Origin of the sequence: Paenibacillus sp. 2TAF8 (assembly GCF_052114825.1) — a bacterium.
In the GTDB taxonomy this organism is placed as follows: Bacteria; Bacillota; Bacilli; order Paenibacillales; family Paenibacillaceae; genus Paenibacillus.
Genome location: NZ_JBFRFN010000002.1, coordinates 55,930 through 73,803, shown reverse-complemented (window position 1 = coordinate 73,803; position 17,874 = coordinate 55,930). Strand labels below are relative to the sequence as shown.

The following is a 17,874-nucleotide window of genomic DNA, read 5'->3' as shown; positions in this document are numbered from 1 at the left end:
AAGTCATTGTATCCGATAGGTCAAAACTTTAACTTTAATGATAAGAGAGCGCTACCAATCTATGAAAAACCTGAAATAGGCAACTCACTTCCAAATTGCATACATGTTAGAACTGCTGCTTGAATTGTTTAGGCGATACACCAGTGATCTGTTTGAACTGTCGGCAAAAATGCTCTACATTGCGGTATCCGCATCTGTCAGCTATCTCTGCAACCGTATATCGATGATGTCGGAGAAATTCTTTCGCCAAGCGAATTCGGCTATGAATGACATCATCCATACAGGATAATCCGAAAGCTTTTTTATATATTAGTTGCAAGTACCCTGAGCTAATATTCAAGGTTTCCGCCATTGTAGCAACCGTCCATACGTGACTCGGATTGTTGTGAATCGCTGTCCGAAGTTTCATGAGCGGATAGTGCTGTGGGCCAATGTTCTCTTGAGCACAAGATTCCAGCAGCTTGTTAAACAATGTTCGAAGCAAATAACTGATCGATGATTCCTTGTAGCCATTCCGAAAAGAATGCTCCACGACAAGTAACTGAAACAGCTTATGACAGTATTCGGGGTCATCCAATGGAAAGGGCTCACCTAGTGGGAGAGAAGTTTCCGTTATATACAGCTCTTCACTGGCAAAACGAATCCAGTCGTTCACATATTGTTCCGTACAAGCGCGGTAGTATATTTTCTGATATGGCTTATATAAAACAGCACAATGAGGGGGGTATTCTTCCAGCTTACCATTGACCCAGAACAGTGCTGGAGTATGCGTAATAACTAACAACCAGCAATCATGCCCTTCGGGAATATCAAACATAAACGGGCTGTGATGTACGGCATCATATTCAACGTAAAAAATCGTATTCATTGTTCATTCTTCACCTTTCTTATAGAACATTACTTTAGATAAGGAGTGCATTTTGAATGAAAAAACAAGGGTTCAATCCATATCTTCCATCTTGGGAATACGTGCCTGACGGAGAGCCTTACGTGTTTAATGACAGAGTTTATGTATATGGATCACATGACCGCTTTAACGGACATGTTTTTTGCCTGAATGATTACGTATGCTGGTCTGCACCGGTCGATGACCTTGGGAATTGGCGCAATGAAGGTGTCATTTACCAAAAAACAGATGATCCACTCAACCCGGATGGCCACATGTGTCTTTATGCCCCAGATGTCACATTGGGCCCAGACGGTCGTTATTATTTATATTATGTACTCGATAAAGTACCGGTAGTTTCGGTGGCAGTATGTGATACACCAGCGGGCAAATATGAATTCTATGGATATGTAAAATATACAGACGGTACCCGGCTCGGCGAACGAGAAGGGGATGAGCCGCAATTCGATCCTGGCGTTATGACCGAAGGAGAAGTTACTTATCTGTATACCGGTTTCTGTGCACCAGGCGACCGCTCCAGACATGGTGCAATGGCAACAGTGCTTGGCCCGGACATGCTCACTATTGTAGAGGAACCCGTTTTTGTGGCACCAAGTCAACCGTATAGCGATGGCAGCGGATACGAAGGCCATGAATTTTTCGAAGCCCCTTCGATTCGCAAAAGAGGAGAGCTCTATTATCTGGTATACTCCTCCGTCGTAATGCATGAACTGTGCTATGCAACGAGTGCATCACCAACACAAGGATTCGAATATCAAGGCGTGATCATAAGCAACTGTGATCTTCATATCGATACATACAAGCCGGCTGGCAAGCCGATGTATTATGGAGGCAACAATCATGGCAGCATCGTTGAAATCGACATGGACTGGTACATTTTCTATCACAGACATACGAATGGAGATGCATTCAACCGGCAGGGATGTATCGAAAGGATTATATTTGAAAAAGACGGTTCCATCCCACAAGTCGAAATGACTTCTTCGGGCCTGAATGGGGGACTACTACAAGGTAAAGGGGAGTACCCCGCTTATATTGCATGCAACCTTTTTACCCAAGATGATCAAATGTATTCCGGTGGTTTCGGTGCAGGTGCTTGGCTGGACAGCCGCTTTCCCAAAATCACACAGGACGGCAGAGACGGTGACAAAGAACCCGGATATATTGCAAATATGACTGAATCGGCGACAGCCGGTTTTAAATACTTCGATTGTAATGGTATCAAGCAGGTCACGATTAGAGTACGTGGATATTGCAACGGAACTTTTGAGGTGAAAACTTCATGGGACGGCTCTGTTCTGGGGACAATTCCCGTACACTTCACCAATGTATGGAAATCATACACAGCCACAATAAGCATTCCAGACGGTAAGCAGGCTTTGTATTTTACATACCGGGGAACGGGAGGCGCGAGCCTGGCTTCATTTATATTGGATTAAATCAGATTCCTTCTGCAAAAAAAACAAGCAGCCACTGGTGAGGTCACTCATCTCTGAGCTGCTTTTTATGTTGCCATCGCATTTTAATGGAAACTTTACACTTTTTCTCCATCTTGTGCATCATTCGTAACGCTCTGCTGGGCATGAGTGCGAAATTCGCTCGGTGCGATACCTGTCCACCGTTTGAACTGACGACTGAAATGCGCATTGGTTTTGTACCCGAGCATCATCGCGATGTGATCCACGTTCAGATCCGTTTGTTTTAATAGCCGCTGCGCTTCATTCAGTAAAGTTTCCGATAAATATTTGCGTGGTGCCTGACCATATACTTCTCGAAAAATCCGGTTGACCTGTGACGTACTCAAGCTTAACGATTTCGCAATATCCTGAATCCAGGTACGGTTATTATCCTGAATTTCACTATGTAAATGAATATACCGTACCGAATCCTCAATGTGCTCAGCGATCTGATGGGCAATCGTCTCTTTTCTGGATAGAGTAACGGATGCGTTCTGCGATAGTTGTCCTACCAGCGAACCGAGCAGCTCAAATACGGCGGCATGCACCTTCATTTGTTTGGAGGAGGACAATGAATCAGACAAATTCTCTTTGGACAGCTCATATAAGGTAGAGAGGATAGGGGATATTGCCAGTGCCAGATTCGAATCCGCCGGATAATAGGTATCTTTGCAGCGATTAAGTTCCCGACAGAAGGAAGTATCGTGTACGCTGAAATGAACCGAAAAATACGTGAATCCTTCCGGCCCGGCACCTGTACAGGAATGCGTTATCCCGGGACGAATGAACAAAAGGTCTCCCTTGGACTGCTGGTGCAGCTTTCCATTGATGACCATGTCCATCTGACCATCCATCATCCAGTGAATTTCATACATCGAATGTTCATGAGATGGATACGTCCAATTCGAATCTGCCTTTCTAGCATGAAGTCCCATGAGTTGGAACGAAAGACGAACGTCGGGCAAACGGCCTAAATACATCTCTTCTGAATGCTTCGTCACAACAGCTCAGCCCCCTTGTCCTGTACAATTTTGAAGATGGTTATGTTTGAACTAATCGTGTAAATCATCCTTTTGTGAAACGTATAAACTTATCTTAACAGAAAAAAAATGCGTGAAAAGGGTAAATCGTCGGAGTGATTAGAACATCGTCATGAGACAGTGCTGATGCTAATGTAAGACTATCAACCCGGTAGGGGAAATAGGGGGCACGCTTACATGCGAATTATTCGATTTCTGGATGGAGAACAGAAGTGGCTGGCAGCCGTGACGGATGATGAACAAGCCTATCGTTTGCCACAGGCAGATTTCATGACTTTGATCTATCAAGCAAGGGAGCAAGGCGTTACGCCTGTCCAACTTATTGAAAGCGCTTTTAAACCAGTGAACAAACTAACGGATGATTGGACAACCCTTCATATTGTCAATCCCATCGAAGCACCGGAAGTCTGGGCAGCAGGTGTAACGTATCAGCGAAGCAGGGAAGCACGTAATTATGAAGCAACGGATGGCAAGCTTGATGCAAATACGTTTTACGATAAGGTTTATGATGCAGAGCGTCCGGAGATTTTCTTCAAATCCACAGCTGCACGTACGATTGGACCAAATGAAGCAGTCACGCTCCGTAGTGATTCCACATGGCAAATTCCAGAGCCCGAGCTTGGGCTTGTACTTGCATCAGATGGCAGCATTGTAGGATATATTGCGGGCAATGACATGAGTTGCCGGGATATCGAAGGGGAAAACCCGCTGTATCTGCCGCAAGCCAAAATATGGCGCAATTCCTGCTCTATCGGACCAGCGATTCGACTGGCGGAAACGGTGAAGAATCCGTATGACCTTAACATTGTCTGCGAAATATACCGTAATGGAGAGGTCGTTGTGAGAAGTGATGCCAGCACAAGTGATTTGAATCGTAAGCTGGATGACTTGGTTTCCTTTTTGGCAAGAGATAATGATTTGTTTGACGGAACCGTACTCCTGACGGGTACCAATATTGTACCACCGAATGATTTTACACTGGAGCCAGGTGACCATATTGAAATATCTATCAGCGGGATCGGGACACTGATGAATCCTGTTATATCGAATTAGGGCATGTCTGATTATATGTTCCAACGATTTCATTAGAGAGGATGAAGACGATGAGCACTTTTCAGTTAGAGCAGACCTATAACAATTTTATTAATGGAGAATGGGTGAAGCCCGAGTCTGGGAAAACAGAACCCAGCATCAATCCAGCCAATCGGAACGAGATCGTAGGGCATGTTCCTTCCTCTGGCGTAGAAGACCTGAATCAAGCAGTAGCTGCAGCAAAAGCAGCTGCGAAAACTTGGCGCAAGTTAACCGGCGCTGAACGAGGCAATTTTCTTTTTCAGGCAGCAAACGTGCTGGAACGAAGAGCTAGTGAAGTCGCAGAAGCCATGACGAGAGAAATGGGGAAAACGTTCCCCGAAGCCAAAGGAGAGACGATGCGCGGCGTTGCCATCTTGAGATATTACGCAGGTGAAGGCATGCGCAAAACGGGTGATGTCATTCCGTCAACGGACAGTGAAGCTTTAATGTTTACGACCCGTGTACCCCTTGGTGTAGTTGGGGTTATTGCACCGTGGAACTTCCCGGTCGCTATTCCGATCTGGAAAGCAGCACCTGCACTAATCTACGGTAACACTGTTGTTTTGAAACCTGCACAGGAGACAGCGGTTACGGCAGCCAAAGTACTAGAATGTTTTGAGGAAGCAGGTCTCCCGGCTGGGGTTCTCAATCTTGTATGCGGCAAAGGCTCGGTAATCGGTTCGGCACTGGCGGAGCATCCGGATGTTAACGGAATTACGTTTACAGGCTCTAATGAGGTTGGTAAACGTGTCGGTGCTGCCGTACTTGCTCGGGGGGCCAAATATCAGCTTGAAATGGGCGGGAAAAATCCGGTCATTATTGCAGCGGATGCTGACTTAGATCTGGCTGTTGAGGGAACGATCAGCGGTGGTCTGAAATCAACCGGACAAAAATGTACGGCGACCAGCCGCGTTATTATTGAACGAAAAGTATACGATGCTTTCAAAGAAAAGCTCTTGTCACAGGTTCAGGAAATTCGCTTGGCCGATGGGATGTCTGCTGGGAGCTGGATGGGTCCATGCGCTAGTGAAGGACAGCTTAATACGGTACTGAGTTACATTCAAAAAGGGCAAGACGAAGGCGCAGTGCTGCTAACCGGAGGGAATAGACCGGACAGTCCTGAGCTTGCAGATGGATTTTATGTACAGCCAACGGTATTTGAAGGCGTCGAACCCCATATGGCGATCGCCAGAGAGGAAATATTTGGCCCAGTACTGGCCTTGATGCCTGTAGATTCCATCGAAGAAGCTATAGCTCTGGCCAATGATAGTGACTACGGATTAAGTGCTTCAATCTATACGCAGAACGTTGGGTCTATGCTTTCGTTTATCCGTGATATGGACGCCGGACTTGTAAGAATTAATGCGGAAACAGCGGGTGTCGAGCTACAAGCTCCGTTTGGCGGGATGAAGATGTCCAGTTCCCATTCCAGAGAGCAAGGACAGGCAGCTATTGAATTTTTCACCGCAATCAAAACAGTCTTCGTGAAGTCATAAACTGCGGGGAGGGTATCATGTACGAACAGATTCGAACCATTATGGGTGAAAATTCGCCTGATAAAAATAATAAAGAGTCTACATCAGGGGATGAGATAGCTGATCCGAAGGAATGGACTTCTGATTATGGGAAAAGGCAGTCTGATCTCTACAAAATTCAAGCCCATGCTCCTGGGGTAGAAGGACGTCTGCCTCTAACCGATGATTTACTGCGAAACGCACCAAGTGGCGACTTGTTCGGTATGTCTCAGAATGTAGGTATGGGCTGGAAGCCTGGAGATTTAAACGGAAAACAGTACCTGATCTTAAGTACGCAAGGCGGTATCCGGAATGAGGATGGCAGTCCTACAGCACTCGGTTATCATACGGGGCACTGGGAGGTTGGACTGCTGATGAAAGCAGCGGCGGATGAATTATCCAGCCGCGGTGGAATCCCATTTGCTGGTTATGTCAGCGACCCCTGCGACGGAAGATCGCAAGGAACAACCGGTATGTTCGACTCGTTACCGTACAGAAACGATGCGGCAATGGTTTTCCGCAGATTGATTCGGTCGTTGCCCACACGCAAAGGTGTGTTAGGCGTGGCAACATGCGATAAAGGACTACCCGCGATGATGCTTGCTCTAGCGGGTATGCCACAACTCCCGGGTGTTATTGTTCCTGGCGGTGTTACTCTGCCGCCTACGGATGGAGAAGACGCCGGAAAAATTCAGACGATCGGCGCAAGATACTCGAACGGAGAGCTTTCACTGGAGATGGCATCAGAGTTAGGGTGCCGGGCTTGTGCTACCCCGGGAGGAGGCTGTCAATTTTTAGGGACAGCAGCCACGGCTCAAGTTGTAGCTGAGGCGATGGGAATGACTGTGCCTCATGCCGCTCTAGCCCCTTCAGGGCAACCGATCTGGCTTGAGATGGCTCGGCAATCCTCACGGGCACTGATCCAGATGGAGACTCAAGGGATGAAAATGGCGGACATACTCACCGATGCGTCGATTCGCAATGCCATGGTCGTGCATGCAGCCTTTGGCGGATCTACCAATCTGCTGCTTCACATCCCTGCCATTGCACATGCGGCTGGCTTAACACTGCCCAATGTACAAGATTGGATTCAGGTCAATAAAAATGTTCCGAGACTCGTGAGTGCATTGCCAAATGGACCCATCTTTTACCCAACCATTCGGGTTTTTCAGGCAGGCGGTGTGCCAGAAGTCATGCTTCACCTCAGACGTCTTGGTTTATTAGATGAGAATGTACAGACGGTTACGGGTACCTCTATCGGTCATGTACTGGATTGGTGGGAAGCATCTGAACGACGGCATGTGATGCGGAAACAATTGCAAGAGGTGGATGGTATCGATCCGGACAGTGTTATTATGAGTGCGGAACACTCCCAGCGTCTGGGCATTTCCTCTACCGTGACATTTCCAACGGGCAATATCGCTCCCGAAGGCTCTGTTATCAAATCTACATCCATTGATCCGGATGTACTTGATGAGCAAGGTGTCTACCGTCATAAGGGCACAGCAAAAGTGTTTACCACCGAACGTGAAGCGATTAAGGCAATCAAAACTGGAGGAATTCTCGCGGGTGACATCATCGTTCTCCTAGGACGTGGACCATCCGGGACGGGAATGGAGGAAACGTATCAGCTTACCTCTGCGCTTAAACATTTGTCTTTTGGAAAATATGTTTCGCTCATTACTGATGCTCGCTTCTCCGGTGTATCCACCGGTGCCTGTATTGGTCATGTTGGGCCCGAAGCGCTAGCTGGCGGTCCGATTGGCAAGCTGCAAGACGGGGATTTGATTAACATTGTCGTGGATCGGAACACGCTGGAGGGAAGTGTTAATTTTGTCGGAGAAGCAGGACGTGAGGTTTCTCCCGAAGAAGGAGCACTGATCCTGGCACAGAGGCCCTTTCATCCGAGTATGCGACCAGATGAAGCTCTACCAGACGATACACGTTTATGGGCAGCACTACAATCAGTAAGTGGAAGCACCTGGAGAGGGAATGTATATGATGTAGACCGCATCATAACTGCACTTGAGGCTGGCAAAAAGGCGCTCGGTTGGAACTGAGGCTCTGAAATCCACCTATTCTTTTACGATGTTAGCCAGTCATGTTTTATAGCTATTACTTTTTACCGGAGGTTGCTTTCATGAATACAACCACAACCATGGTTACCAATCCGATCCTCACCGGCTTTCATCCCGATCCTTCCATATGCCGGGCTGGAGAAGATTATTATATCGCTACATCCACCTTTGAATGGTTTCCGGGTGTACGCATTCACCACTCCAGAGACTTGGTTCACTGGCGTGCGTTACCTTCACCATTGACTCGGATATCCCAGTTAAACATGGAGGGCAATATTAACTCTGGAGGCGTATGGGCGCCTTGTCTAAGCTATGATAACGGTGTGTTTTATCTGATATTTACCGATGTGAAAAGCAGGGTGGGTGCTTTTAAAGACACTCACAATTATCTTGTGACCACAACGGATATTGAAGGCCCATGGTCAGAGCCAATCTACCTGAACAGCAGCGGCTTCGATCCTTCTCTGTTTCATGATGAAGATGGGCGCAAGTGGCTGGTCAATATGATCTGGGATCACCGAAAAGGTAAAAACCACTTTGCAGGCATCGTACTTCAGGAATATTCGCTTCAGGAGCAAAAACTGGTCGGAACTGCCGTCAATATTTTTAAGGGAACGGAACTGGGACTGACAGAAGCGCCACATCTGTATAAACGCAACGGTTATTATTACTTAGTCACCGCTGAAGGCGGAACTGGTTATGAGCATGCGGTGACGGTTGCACGTGCACGTACATTACAAGGCCCGTATGAAGTTGATCCGAGTAATCCGATGCTCACTTCAGCAGGCAAGCCGGATTTAACGTTGCAAAAGGCAGGGCACGGAAGTCTCGTTGAGACCCACACGGGCGAATGGTATATGGCACATCTGGTGGGCAGACCTGTTCAGGAGAAACACTGCATCCTTGGACGTGAAACGGCTCTGCAGCATTGCATCTGGAGTGAGGACGGATGGCTGAGGCTTGCCAGCGGAGATCGATATCCAGAGCTTCAAGTGAAGGCACCAAAAATTAAACCGCAACCGTTTGAACTACTAGATGAGACGGATCACTTTGATCAAGCCGAGCTTCGTAACGACTGGAACACCCTTCGTATCCCACCAGACGCAACTTGGCTTACACTGACTGAACGTCCTGGCTATTTACGCCTGTATGGGATGGAATCCATGAGTTCAACCCATAGACAAAGCATGGTTGCTCGCAGACTGCAAGCTTTTGAGTGTGAAGCCGAAACATGCCTGGAATTTGCGCCGGATCATCCACAGCAGATGGCAGGACTGATTCTTTATTACGATACACAGGACTATCTCTACCTTAGAGTAACGGTTCATGAAGATAAGGGACTGTCTCTTGGCATCATCCAGTCTATGTACGGGGTATATGATGAACTTGTCGAGGATATCCCAATGTTATCGGGGAGTCAAATTCGGCTGAAGACTATAGTACAGCATGATCGTGCTTGCTTTTACTATGCGTTAGGAGATCATGTAGATTCATGGATTCAGGTTGGTGATTGGACGGATATCACTCATCTGTGTGATGAATCCCCGGAATATATCCGGTTCACGGGAACCTATATCGGTCTCTGTGTGCAGGATCTCGGCGGAACTCGTAAACATGCTGATTTTGATTATTTTCGTTATTCGACATCATAAATAATGAAGAAGATGGCTCCTGTTTTCTCGGGGCCATCTTTAGGTTGAGCGACAGAAGCTTACAACGTGTAACCTAGTTTTAATTAGTTTTCGCGATACATAGAGTTCAGGTATTGTAGAATCAAGGCACTGTCCTCAATGGAAGTACGTAATGCGATGTACCCGTCGGGACGAATCAATATAAGCGTTTCGCTTGTAACATCGTACATTTGATAGGCATTACCTGCTGTGTCAATGATGCATTCTTCTCCTTCGACATGTGATGGCACAATGCAGTGCGTATGGAGTTCATCCAAAGTGAAGTTCTGTAGAGAAAAGTGRTCTGTACGGTTTACAAAAGCTAAAAGAGTCCAGTGTGGGCCACGCAACAGGTCAAAGACATCTCCCGTGAACTCAGCACCTTGCAGGCCCTCTGCATTAGGAGCACGATCTCCAGGCAAAGAACAGGTAACATTGGCTTGAGATGTGGAGTGGGTAAGTGAACTTGAACGATAGGAAATAAGAAGTCCGCTCGTTAGATCATCAGATACGGTGCTTAAGGATTGGGATAATGCTCCACGTTCAGTCGCTGTTCCTAAAATGGCTTCCATTTTTTTGGTGCTATCCTCAAGCACCGCTTGAGCTACGGGACGACGTTCTTCATCATAGGTGTCAAGCAGGGTGGTGTTTGCTCCGCGTATGACGGATTCCAGTTTCCATCCTAGGTTGTAGGCGTCCTGCATCCCGGTATTCATGCCTTGCCCTCCGGCTGGCGAGTGAACATGCGCAGCGTCGCCAGCAAGAAAAACCCGACCGTTGCGGTAAGACTCGACCATTCGCACGTTGATCCGGTAGATAGATAGCCAGGAGGCATCCATAAGCCGAACATACCCAGCACCTGCTCGTCGGTTAAACATATCCTGATACACTTCTAACGACGGCTTTTCCGGTTCCTTAATTTCTGACGGAATGGTAGCTTGAAGTTGCCAAATGTCGGATTTCGGTAATGGCGTTAATCCGACCATCCCCTCCGGAGAAGTCCAGATATGGATATGATCACGATCCAGTCCTTCCAAACGCACATCGCCAAGATACCACCGTTCATGATCGTGTGTATTCCCAATTAACGGAAGATGGATGAACTTGCGAATACTACTTTTCCCACCATCAGCGCCAACCACATAACGGGCATGAATTTGCTCTTTTCCTTCTGTTGTATTCACCGTTACCTGTACACCGTCCAAGTCTTGAACAAGTTCTACAGCTTCCACACCCAACTCCACTTTACCTCCAAACATCTCATATCGGTCACGTAATGCCTTCTCCACATCAAATTGAGCAATCCAGACCGGATCTGGATAGGGTGATCCCAGTTCAGCGCTGGCCGCAACGGTAATAGAAGGCTTAACCATACTTCTGCCATCCTCGGTGTAATATCGAACAGGCAAATCAACGACTCCTGTGTCCATAATGTAACGAACGGCTTCCAAATCATCAACGACTTCAAGTGAACGGGGCTGAATTCCTTTGGCACGGGATGCTGCGTTATAAGAAGTGCTTCGTTCGATAATCCGATGGTCTACGTTTCGACGGGCAAGGTCACAGGCAAGTGTCAGCCCTGTAGGTCCAGCCCCAACAATTAGAACATCTACAAAAGACTGTGGCATGTTCATAAGTAAATTCCTCCTTAATCATGGGTTTGGATAGGTTACATTAACTAAACTACACCGTGCAGTGTAATTTGTAAAGTGGAACTCCTTTTTGATAGTATAGTTATAGGGGGGAAGCTTAAGGATGAATACTACGGAAAACAAAAAAGTACGAAGAGGCTCTTCTGACAAAAGAGTGAAAATTATTGCGGCGGCACGTGATTTGTTTCTCTCAGATGGGTTTGATCGTTCCAGCGTCGATGCGGTCGCAGCTAAAGCAGGTGTTTCGAAACGAACAGTTTATGATTATTATGGTGACAAGCAGAACTTACTGCTTGCTGTTATAGAAGAAACCAGTAGGGCGGTTTTGGACATGATCAAACAAGGAATAACAGACTATCTCTCGGAATTCGAGGATTTGGAGCAGACGCTTATTTTGTTTTGTGAACAATTCGTGGCTTCTGCGAACGGTTCTTCTGATTACAGTGCTTTGATCCGTCTGATTACAAAGGAAGAAGCCAACCTACCCATCTCTTTTTTAGAAAAGTTAGACAATGCAACAGAAGAGGGGCTGATCAGGAGGTTTACCGAGTTTGGAGAAAACGGACTGCTTCATGTGCCCGATCCTGAACTTGCTACAAAGCATTTCGCCGCATTAACGTTTTTAATGGTATTTAATCAACCCAAAAAAATCGGGAATTCTCAAGATGAACAAACCAAGCGAATCATCACTGAAGGGGTACGTGTCTTCCTTCGTGCCTATGGACAACGTACCATTTATTATAAAAATGAAGAATTGTCCTGATCATTGTTTCACTTTTTAAAGAACCACATTCTGGAGGGAGTACATATGAAGCAATACAAAGTGATTCACCCGCATCAGTCAAATTATCCAGACCCTATTGTTCTGGCTAAGGGAGATGTTGTTCATTACGGAGAGGAAGATACTGAATTTCCGAACTGGATTTTTTGCGAAGCTGCTCAGTCTAAAAAGCGTGGTTGGGTGCCAAAGCAAATACTGAGCACACCGAATGAAGAACAACAATCCGAAGTACAAGAGGATTACTCCGCACTCGAACTGAACGTGATACCGGGTACTATTGTTCATAAAGAGCGTGAGTTAAACGAATGGAGCTTTGTGCACACGACTGAAGGTGAGAAGGGGTGGGTACCCAATATAGTCATCACCCCATTAAAACAATAACCATCAGACTCTTTCTTTATATTGAAAAGAGGAATATCTTTATAACAGATTACTTACGCATATTTAACCATTCCGATTGCAAAATCGCGTATTGATAATCATCGACCCAATGACCCTTGGACATGTAATTTTCGAGCAAATGTCCTTCGCGTCTCATACCTAAACGTTCCAGAGCGTGGATGGACTTTGTGTTTCGTACATCGGAAAAAGCGATCAGTTTATGCTTGTTCAGTGTACCGAAAACATAATCAAGCAGGGCACAAAGTGCTTCGTGCATATATCCTTTCCCCTGATGCTCAGGCGCAAGCGTAAATCCAAGCTCGACAATTCTGGGTTCGGCTCCAAGTGTATGAATCGCGCAATCCCCGATGATCTGATCAGACCCAGCTAAAGCAACCGCGTATTGAAACCACGTCCCTGGCTGATCAGGGGAATTTGCTAATTGACGGCTGACAAATGATTCTGCATCTTGAAGCGTATAATTTTCCCACGATTGAAAACGAGCTATATCGGGATTAGAGCGGTATTGATAGAAGGACTGCACATCTTGCATACCGAACTTTCGAATCACGAGACGCTCCGAAACGGCAAATACTTCGTCCGATTTCTTCATTTTAAAAAACCTCATCTCTTTGGATTTTCGCTTTTCACTAGTTCGTTTTCGATTTAAAAAATTCAATTAACCACTCCGCTAGCTGGTGTTGCGCTTTGCTAATGAATCGATCCGCATAGTAAGTCAACTCCATATGCCGAACAGGTGCAGGCCCTACAATGGGGATTGTTACGATATCTTCCCAGCCTGAATGCTGTTTTAATAGTTCTCTTGGCTGAATCGTTGCACCAATGCCGGCAGCTACTAGCTGCAACAGGGAAGATGCAGAACCTGCTTCCATCACCGTCGTTAACTCTAGGCCTTGCTCCCGAAAAACTTCATCCACCAAATCTCTGCCAATATACCCTTTGGGATACATGACCAGCGCGAGCCGTGTCAATTCGTCCAAGGTTATTTCGTGTTTTTTCGCAAGATCACTAGATGCATGAACAAACAGTTCATAAGGCTCACTTCCCAGTGGAATCTGCACGAGCCGCTTGTCCTTAGAACCACGTAGCCCAATGCCAAGGTCCACTTTGTGTGTTAGTACTTCGTCTCGCACAAATATGGTTGAAAAAGCCTGCAGCTTCGTATGAGGGTACCGGGTCTTGAATTCAACAAACAGCGGAACAAGTTGAAAATCAAGATCAGAGGGTAACACAGCAAGCCGGACCGTTCCACGCTTCTCCGATACCAGTTCTTGAATTGCACTTTTTGCATCCATTTCAGCCTGAATCATTTTCATTCCGTATTGATGGAGCAGCCTGCCAGCCTCTGTCGCAACTACTTTTTTGCCAATCCGATCGAAAAGTGGCATGCCTACTTCAGCCTCCAGCAGACGGATCTGTTGACTCAATGTTGGCTGTGAAATTCCGAGAATCTCTGCGGCCTTCGTGAAGTGAAGATGCTCAAAGACGGCCATAAAATACGTTATATTTCGGGTATCCATCTCTTCTCCTTGTTCAATAATAGTATTTTACTATCATAATAATACGAATTATTGGATTGATCAATGAACAGAGCGGACGTATACTCAAAGTGACTTCAAGAAGAACCAGGAGGAAAAGAACGATGAAAAAATTATTATATTTATTCGCACTATTTATTGCGGCATTGAACCTGCGACCCATCATTACTTCCGTGGCATCCATGATGAGCATGATTCAAACCGAGCTAGGTATAAGCGCGTTAACAGCAAGCCTTCTGACCACACTGCCTGTCCTGTGCATGGGATTATTTGCTCCCGTCGCCACAACGTTAAGTCAGCGGATCGGTTTGGAGCGCACTATATTTATCTCGCTTCTTCTGATCACAATCGCCACTGCACTTCGCAGTGTAGATCAATCTGTTGCCGTACTACTTGCTACCGCTTTAGTCGGAGGGATCGGCATCAGCTTCGCGGGACCGCTACTATCAAGTTTTATTAAAAAGTACTTCCCGGCAAGTCCAGGCATAGTGAGTATTTACTCCGTATCGATGACGATTGGGGCAGCGCTGGCATCTGGGTTAACCATTCCGATTTATAATCAAAATCAACACAATCTTTCACTAGCCTTGTCCTGTTGGGCCGCTTTTGGCTTCATTGCTGTGATCTTTTGGACCTTACTCATTCGAAAAAACAAACCCTCCAGCAGCAGATCACAGCGCGTTAAACTGCCGCTGGGTAATAAAAAAGCGATTCAATTCACTTTGTTTTTTGGCTTCATGGCCAGTATGTTCTATAGCTTGACAGCTTGGATTTCGCCGATCGCTCTTAGCTTTGGATACAGTTCACCAAACGCAGCGATGCTTCTGACTGTGTTTACATTAATTCAAGTTCCTGTCGCATTACTGATACCGAATCTTGTAAACCGCTCAGGCAAGATCAAACTATGGCTTGTCTTGTGCAGTGTTTCTGAACTCATCGGTTTAGTGTTACTCTTGTCGCCTGTGCCCATGCTACTTGCCGTTATTTTTCTCGGTATCGGGGCTGGTGGATTGTTTCCGCTAGCGCTGATGCTACCCATTATGGCAACAAATACGGCCGAGGAAGCAGGCTCGTGGTCAGCGATGTCACAGATGGGAGGTTATATCATGGGTGCCTTCGGTCCGCTTATTATTGGATGGATCTTCGATCTCAGCGGACGCTTTAACGTATCCATTGTTGCCATGCTGGTCATTGTAATGCTAATGATTAGTGTACAGTTATCCATAAACATGGGGGGAAAAGCTGTAGAAACTCATAAGGGTAATGAACCGCAAAAGAACTGAGAAGCGAAGTGACAATAGTCAGGTTCGATCATTGAATTAGAGCGCTTAAGTTGTTACAGATCCTACACAAATTCACAGTACAAATCGCCGCAACCTATTGTTTAAACAGGTTTGCGGCGATTATTCATTCTATGCAGCTTCTACTTCAAGGTTCACCGCAGTCCTACGCGACTCTCGCCAGAGAACGAATCCGATGCCTAATGAAGCCATACCTATGATCAACATGATTAAGATATACAAGCCCCATTTAGATCTCATGATGTTTTCTCCCTAGTTTTCATTTTGTCTATTTTCCCACAAGCTTGTTCTGCGGCCTCCATAATGATTTCCCCCAGCGTCGGGTGAGGGTGAATGGTCATGGCCAAATCTTCCACCGTTGCTCCCATTTCAATAGCAAGAGACAACTCGGAGATTAGCGTAGAAGCTTCAGCCCCGACAATCTGTGCACCTAATACAAGACCCGTCGTAGCGTGAGCTACAATTTTCACAAAACCTTCCGTTTCCTTTAAAGCGAGTGCACGGCCATTGATGGAAAAAACAGATTTTCCAACAACAATGGGAATGGATTTTTGCTTACATTCCGTCTCGCTAAGACCAACGCTAGTGATCTCCGGATGGGAAAACACAACTAGCGGAATCGCCTTATAGTCGATGATAGAGGGTTTCCCCGCGATAGCCTCTGCTGCAATTTTTGCTTCATAGGAAGCTTTATGAGCTAGAGCAGGGCCTTGAACGATATCTCCAATAGCATAAATATGCGGGATGGATGTTCTGCACTGCGCGTCAGTCTCGATCAAGCCTTGTGGAGTAGGGGAGAGACCTATATTTTCGAGACCTAAGGTTCCATCTGTGTTCGGTTTTCTGCCCACCGTAATTAACGCATATTCCGCTTGAACTACGTCGCGTTCATTTAGACGTGTATAGTGGAGATCGATGTGACTCGTATACTGGTCTGCTCCTGTAACCTTAGCCCCGGTTAAGATGGTTATGCCGTCCTTTTTCAGTTGACGAATAACAGGTTCAACAAGCTCTGCCTCGAATCCGGGCAAAATCTGTTCACCCCCCTCAAGCATCGTAACTTTGGTTCCAAATCTCGCAAACATCTGACCGAGCTCCACGCCAATATAACCGCCTCCAACCACAACAAGACTATCAGGAATTTCGGGCAGTGATAGCGCTTCGGTGGATGAGAGGATCCGGCCGCCGAAGGGAAGAGCGCTTATTTCAATGGGACGGGAGCCGGTTGCCAAGATGAGATGCTTAAAGACTATTTGACGCTCACCATCTTCAGCATGATGAATCACGGCGGTATGTGCATCTATCAAGCTTGCTTCACCTGCCAGAACAGTAACACCCGTCGTTTTGAGCAAAAACCGAACTCCTCCAGACTGCTTATCCACCACGGCTTGTTTGAAAGTCTGAGCCTCCTGAAAGGAAATACTTTTGTCAACAGCACCCCAATGCCTGCGTAAGGTAAAACGCTCCGCTTCACCAATTAGCGCTTTGGAAGGAATACAGCCTACATGCGTACATACACCTCCGATCTGCTGACGCTCTACTATGGCAGTTTTCATCCCGAGTTGAGAGGATCGTAATGCGGCCACGTAACCTCCTGGCCCTGATCCAATGACCAGGGTATCTACAGCTTCGAATGCATTCATAATGCGTACCTCCAAAATAAAATATTATGATCGTAATATATTATAGTCATCATATTTTAAAGGAGTCAATACTCCATTTATAATCACTCTTCCTCTGCTGAAGATGCTGATCTATGAATTGACATTAAATAATATGATAAATATAATATTTTAAAAGCGATCCATTAGATGCAGTCATAGACAAAAAAGGAGAGGAAGCAGGATGCCTTATCCGAAAGGGCACAAACTCAAAGTCCGAAACCATATTATTACTAGCGCGGCTAAAGCATTTCGAACCCATGGTGTGCGGAATATAGGTCTTCCACATATTATGAAAGGTGCTGGACTGACACACGGGGGATTTTACTCCCATTTTGAGAACAAAGATCAGCTTGTGATGGAGACCTGTCATTTTGCTATTAGTGACACCATCGAAATGCTGCAAAAAGTTGCTGATAAAAACAAAAATGAAGATCAGTCTCCAATTGAAGCTGTCATTGATTTTTACTTAGGCTCCTTGCATCGAGATCAAACGGAAGTCGGTTGTATCCTACCTGCACTGTCAGGTGAGATTTCTCAGCTATCGGAGGAGATACGGCAGGCTTATACACGAGAGTTACAGCGTTTTATTACGTTTATTACAGAGTTGGCTGGAATCGATACTTCTGCTGGTTATGCTCTAGTGAGCAGTATGGTAGGAACTGTTGCTTTGGCACGTGCAGTCAGTGATTCAAAGCTCAGTGATGATCTGTTACAAGCAGGTCGTACACAGGCTAAACAAATGGTAAACGTCAGCTCCAAATGATAACTAAATTGATGAAACAGACAGGTGGGGGAT

General features: G+C 46.1%; 16 protein-coding genes. 9 read left to right on the top strand and 7 right to left on the bottom strand.

Features of this window, described 5'->3' with window-relative positions; genetic code table 11:
- Positions 1-106: 106 nt before the first annotated feature.
- Positions 107-868 carry a helix-turn-helix transcriptional regulator gene (locus tag AB4Z30_RS02480; RefSeq protein ID WP_441922978.1) on the bottom strand — a complete coding sequence of 254 codons (762 nt, stop codon included), beginning with the start codon at positions 866-868 and terminating at the stop codon, positions 107-109.
- A gap of 56 nt (positions 869-924) precedes the next feature.
- Here AB4Z30_RS02480 and AB4Z30_RS02475 point away from each other — a divergent pair, with 56 nt between their 5' ends.
- Positions 925-2,346 (top strand): family 43 glycosylhydrolase, encoded by a 1,422-nt coding sequence (locus tag AB4Z30_RS02475; protein ID WP_441922976.1) that lies wholly within the window; start codon positions 925-927, stop codon positions 2,344-2,346.
- Between the two features lie 95 nt (positions 2,347-2,441).
- On the opposite strand, the gene AB4Z30_RS02470 is transcribed toward AB4Z30_RS02475, so the two are convergent.
- Positions 2,442-3,365 (bottom strand): AraC family transcriptional regulator, encoded by a 924-nt coding sequence (locus AB4Z30_RS02470; RefSeq protein WP_441922974.1) that lies wholly within the window; start codon positions 3,363-3,365, stop codon positions 2,442-2,444.
- A 216-nt stretch (positions 3,366-3,581) separates the two neighbouring features.
- Between AB4Z30_RS02470 and AB4Z30_RS02465 the strand changes: the two genes are divergently transcribed.
- The 4 genes from AB4Z30_RS02465 (at position 3,582) to AB4Z30_RS02450 (ending at position 9,722) form a co-directional block, all read left to right on the top strand.
- Positions 3,582-4,457, top strand: a complete 876-nt coding sequence (locus AB4Z30_RS02465; RefSeq protein WP_441922972.1) for a fumarylacetoacetate hydrolase family protein — start codon at positions 3,582-3,584, stop codon at positions 4,455-4,457.
- A 50-nt stretch (positions 4,458-4,507) separates the two neighbouring features.
- A complete protein-coding gene (gene gucD / locus AB4Z30_RS02460) occupies positions 4,508-5,974 on the top strand; it encodes an alpha-ketoglutaric semialdehyde dehydrogenase GucD (RefSeq protein WP_441922970.1) in 1,467 nt (488 codons plus the stop codon).
- Between the two features lie 17 nt (positions 5,975-5,991).
- Positions 5,992-8,052 carry a YjhG/YagF family D-xylonate dehydratase gene (locus tag AB4Z30_RS02455; RefSeq protein WP_441922968.1) on the top strand — a complete coding sequence of 687 codons (2,061 nt, stop codon included), beginning with the start codon at positions 5,992-5,994 and terminating at the stop codon, positions 8,050-8,052.
- An 80-nt stretch (positions 8,053-8,132) separates the two neighbouring features.
- Positions 8,133-9,722: a glycoside hydrolase family 43 protein gene (locus AB4Z30_RS02450; protein ID WP_441922966.1), complete on the top strand. Its 1,590-nt coding sequence runs from the start codon at positions 8,133-8,135 to the stop codon at positions 9,720-9,722.
- Between the two features lie 83 nt (positions 9,723-9,805).
- On the opposite strand, the gene AB4Z30_RS02445 is transcribed toward AB4Z30_RS02450, so the two are convergent.
- Positions 9,806-11,374: an FAD-dependent monooxygenase gene (locus AB4Z30_RS02445; protein ID WP_441922964.1), complete on the bottom strand. Its 1,569-nt coding sequence runs from the start codon at positions 11,372-11,374 to the stop codon at positions 9,806-9,808.
- Between the two features lie 121 nt (positions 11,375-11,495).
- Here AB4Z30_RS02445 and AB4Z30_RS02440 point away from each other — a divergent pair, with 121 nt between their 5' ends.
- Together AB4Z30_RS02440 and AB4Z30_RS02435 are read left to right on the top strand one after the other, a co-directional pair.
- Entirely contained in the window at positions 11,496-12,155 is a 660-nt protein-coding gene (locus tag AB4Z30_RS02440; RefSeq protein WP_441922962.1) for a TetR/AcrR family transcriptional regulator, read from the top strand.
- A 45-nt stretch (positions 12,156-12,200) separates the two neighbouring features.
- Positions 12,201-12,554, top strand: a complete 354-nt coding sequence (locus tag AB4Z30_RS02435) for an SH3 domain-containing protein (protein WP_441922960.1) — start codon at positions 12,201-12,203, stop codon at positions 12,552-12,554.
- Between the two features lie 49 nt (positions 12,555-12,603).
- On the opposite strand, the gene AB4Z30_RS02430 is transcribed toward AB4Z30_RS02435, so the two are convergent.
- Both AB4Z30_RS02430 and AB4Z30_RS02425 read right to left on the bottom strand, forming a co-directional pair.
- On the bottom strand, positions 12,604-13,167 hold the full coding sequence (locus AB4Z30_RS02430; protein WP_441922958.1) for a GNAT family N-acetyltransferase: 564 nt from the start codon (positions 13,165-13,167) through the stop codon (positions 12,604-12,606).
- 37 nt (positions 13,168-13,204) lie between these two features.
- The gene (locus AB4Z30_RS02425; RefSeq protein WP_441922956.1) at positions 13,205-14,095 is read right to left on the bottom strand and encodes a LysR family transcriptional regulator; all 891 of its coding nucleotides are present in this window, start codon (positions 14,093-14,095) and stop codon (positions 13,205-13,207) included.
- A 122-nt stretch (positions 14,096-14,217) separates the two neighbouring features.
- Between AB4Z30_RS02425 and AB4Z30_RS02420 the strand changes: the two genes are divergently transcribed.
- Complete coding sequence (locus AB4Z30_RS02420) at positions 14,218-15,396, top strand: MFS transporter (RefSeq protein ID WP_441922954.1); 1,179 nt, start codon at positions 14,218-14,220, stop codon at positions 15,394-15,396.
- Positions 15,397-15,525: 129 nt separating this feature from the next.
- Here AB4Z30_RS02420 and AB4Z30_RS02415 read toward each other — a convergent pair whose 3' ends face one another.
- Positions 15,526-15,654 (bottom strand): hypothetical protein, encoded by a 129-nt coding sequence (locus tag AB4Z30_RS02415; RefSeq protein WP_441922952.1) that lies wholly within the window; start codon positions 15,652-15,654, stop codon positions 15,526-15,528.
- Positions 15,651-17,057, bottom strand: coding sequence for a dihydrolipoyl dehydrogenase (gene lpdA / locus AB4Z30_RS02410; RefSeq protein WP_441922950.1), 1,407 nt, complete (start codon positions 17,055-17,057; stop codon positions 15,651-15,653). Before lpdA ends, AB4Z30_RS02415 begins: the two co-directional genes overlap by 4 nt.
- 202 nt (positions 17,058-17,259) lie before the next feature.
- On the opposite strand from lpdA, the gene AB4Z30_RS02405 reads away from it, so the two are divergent.
- A complete protein-coding gene (locus AB4Z30_RS02405) occupies positions 17,260-17,841 on the top strand; it encodes a TetR/AcrR family transcriptional regulator (protein WP_441922948.1) in 582 nt (193 codons plus the stop codon).
- Positions 17,842-17,874: the final 33 nt, after the last annotated feature.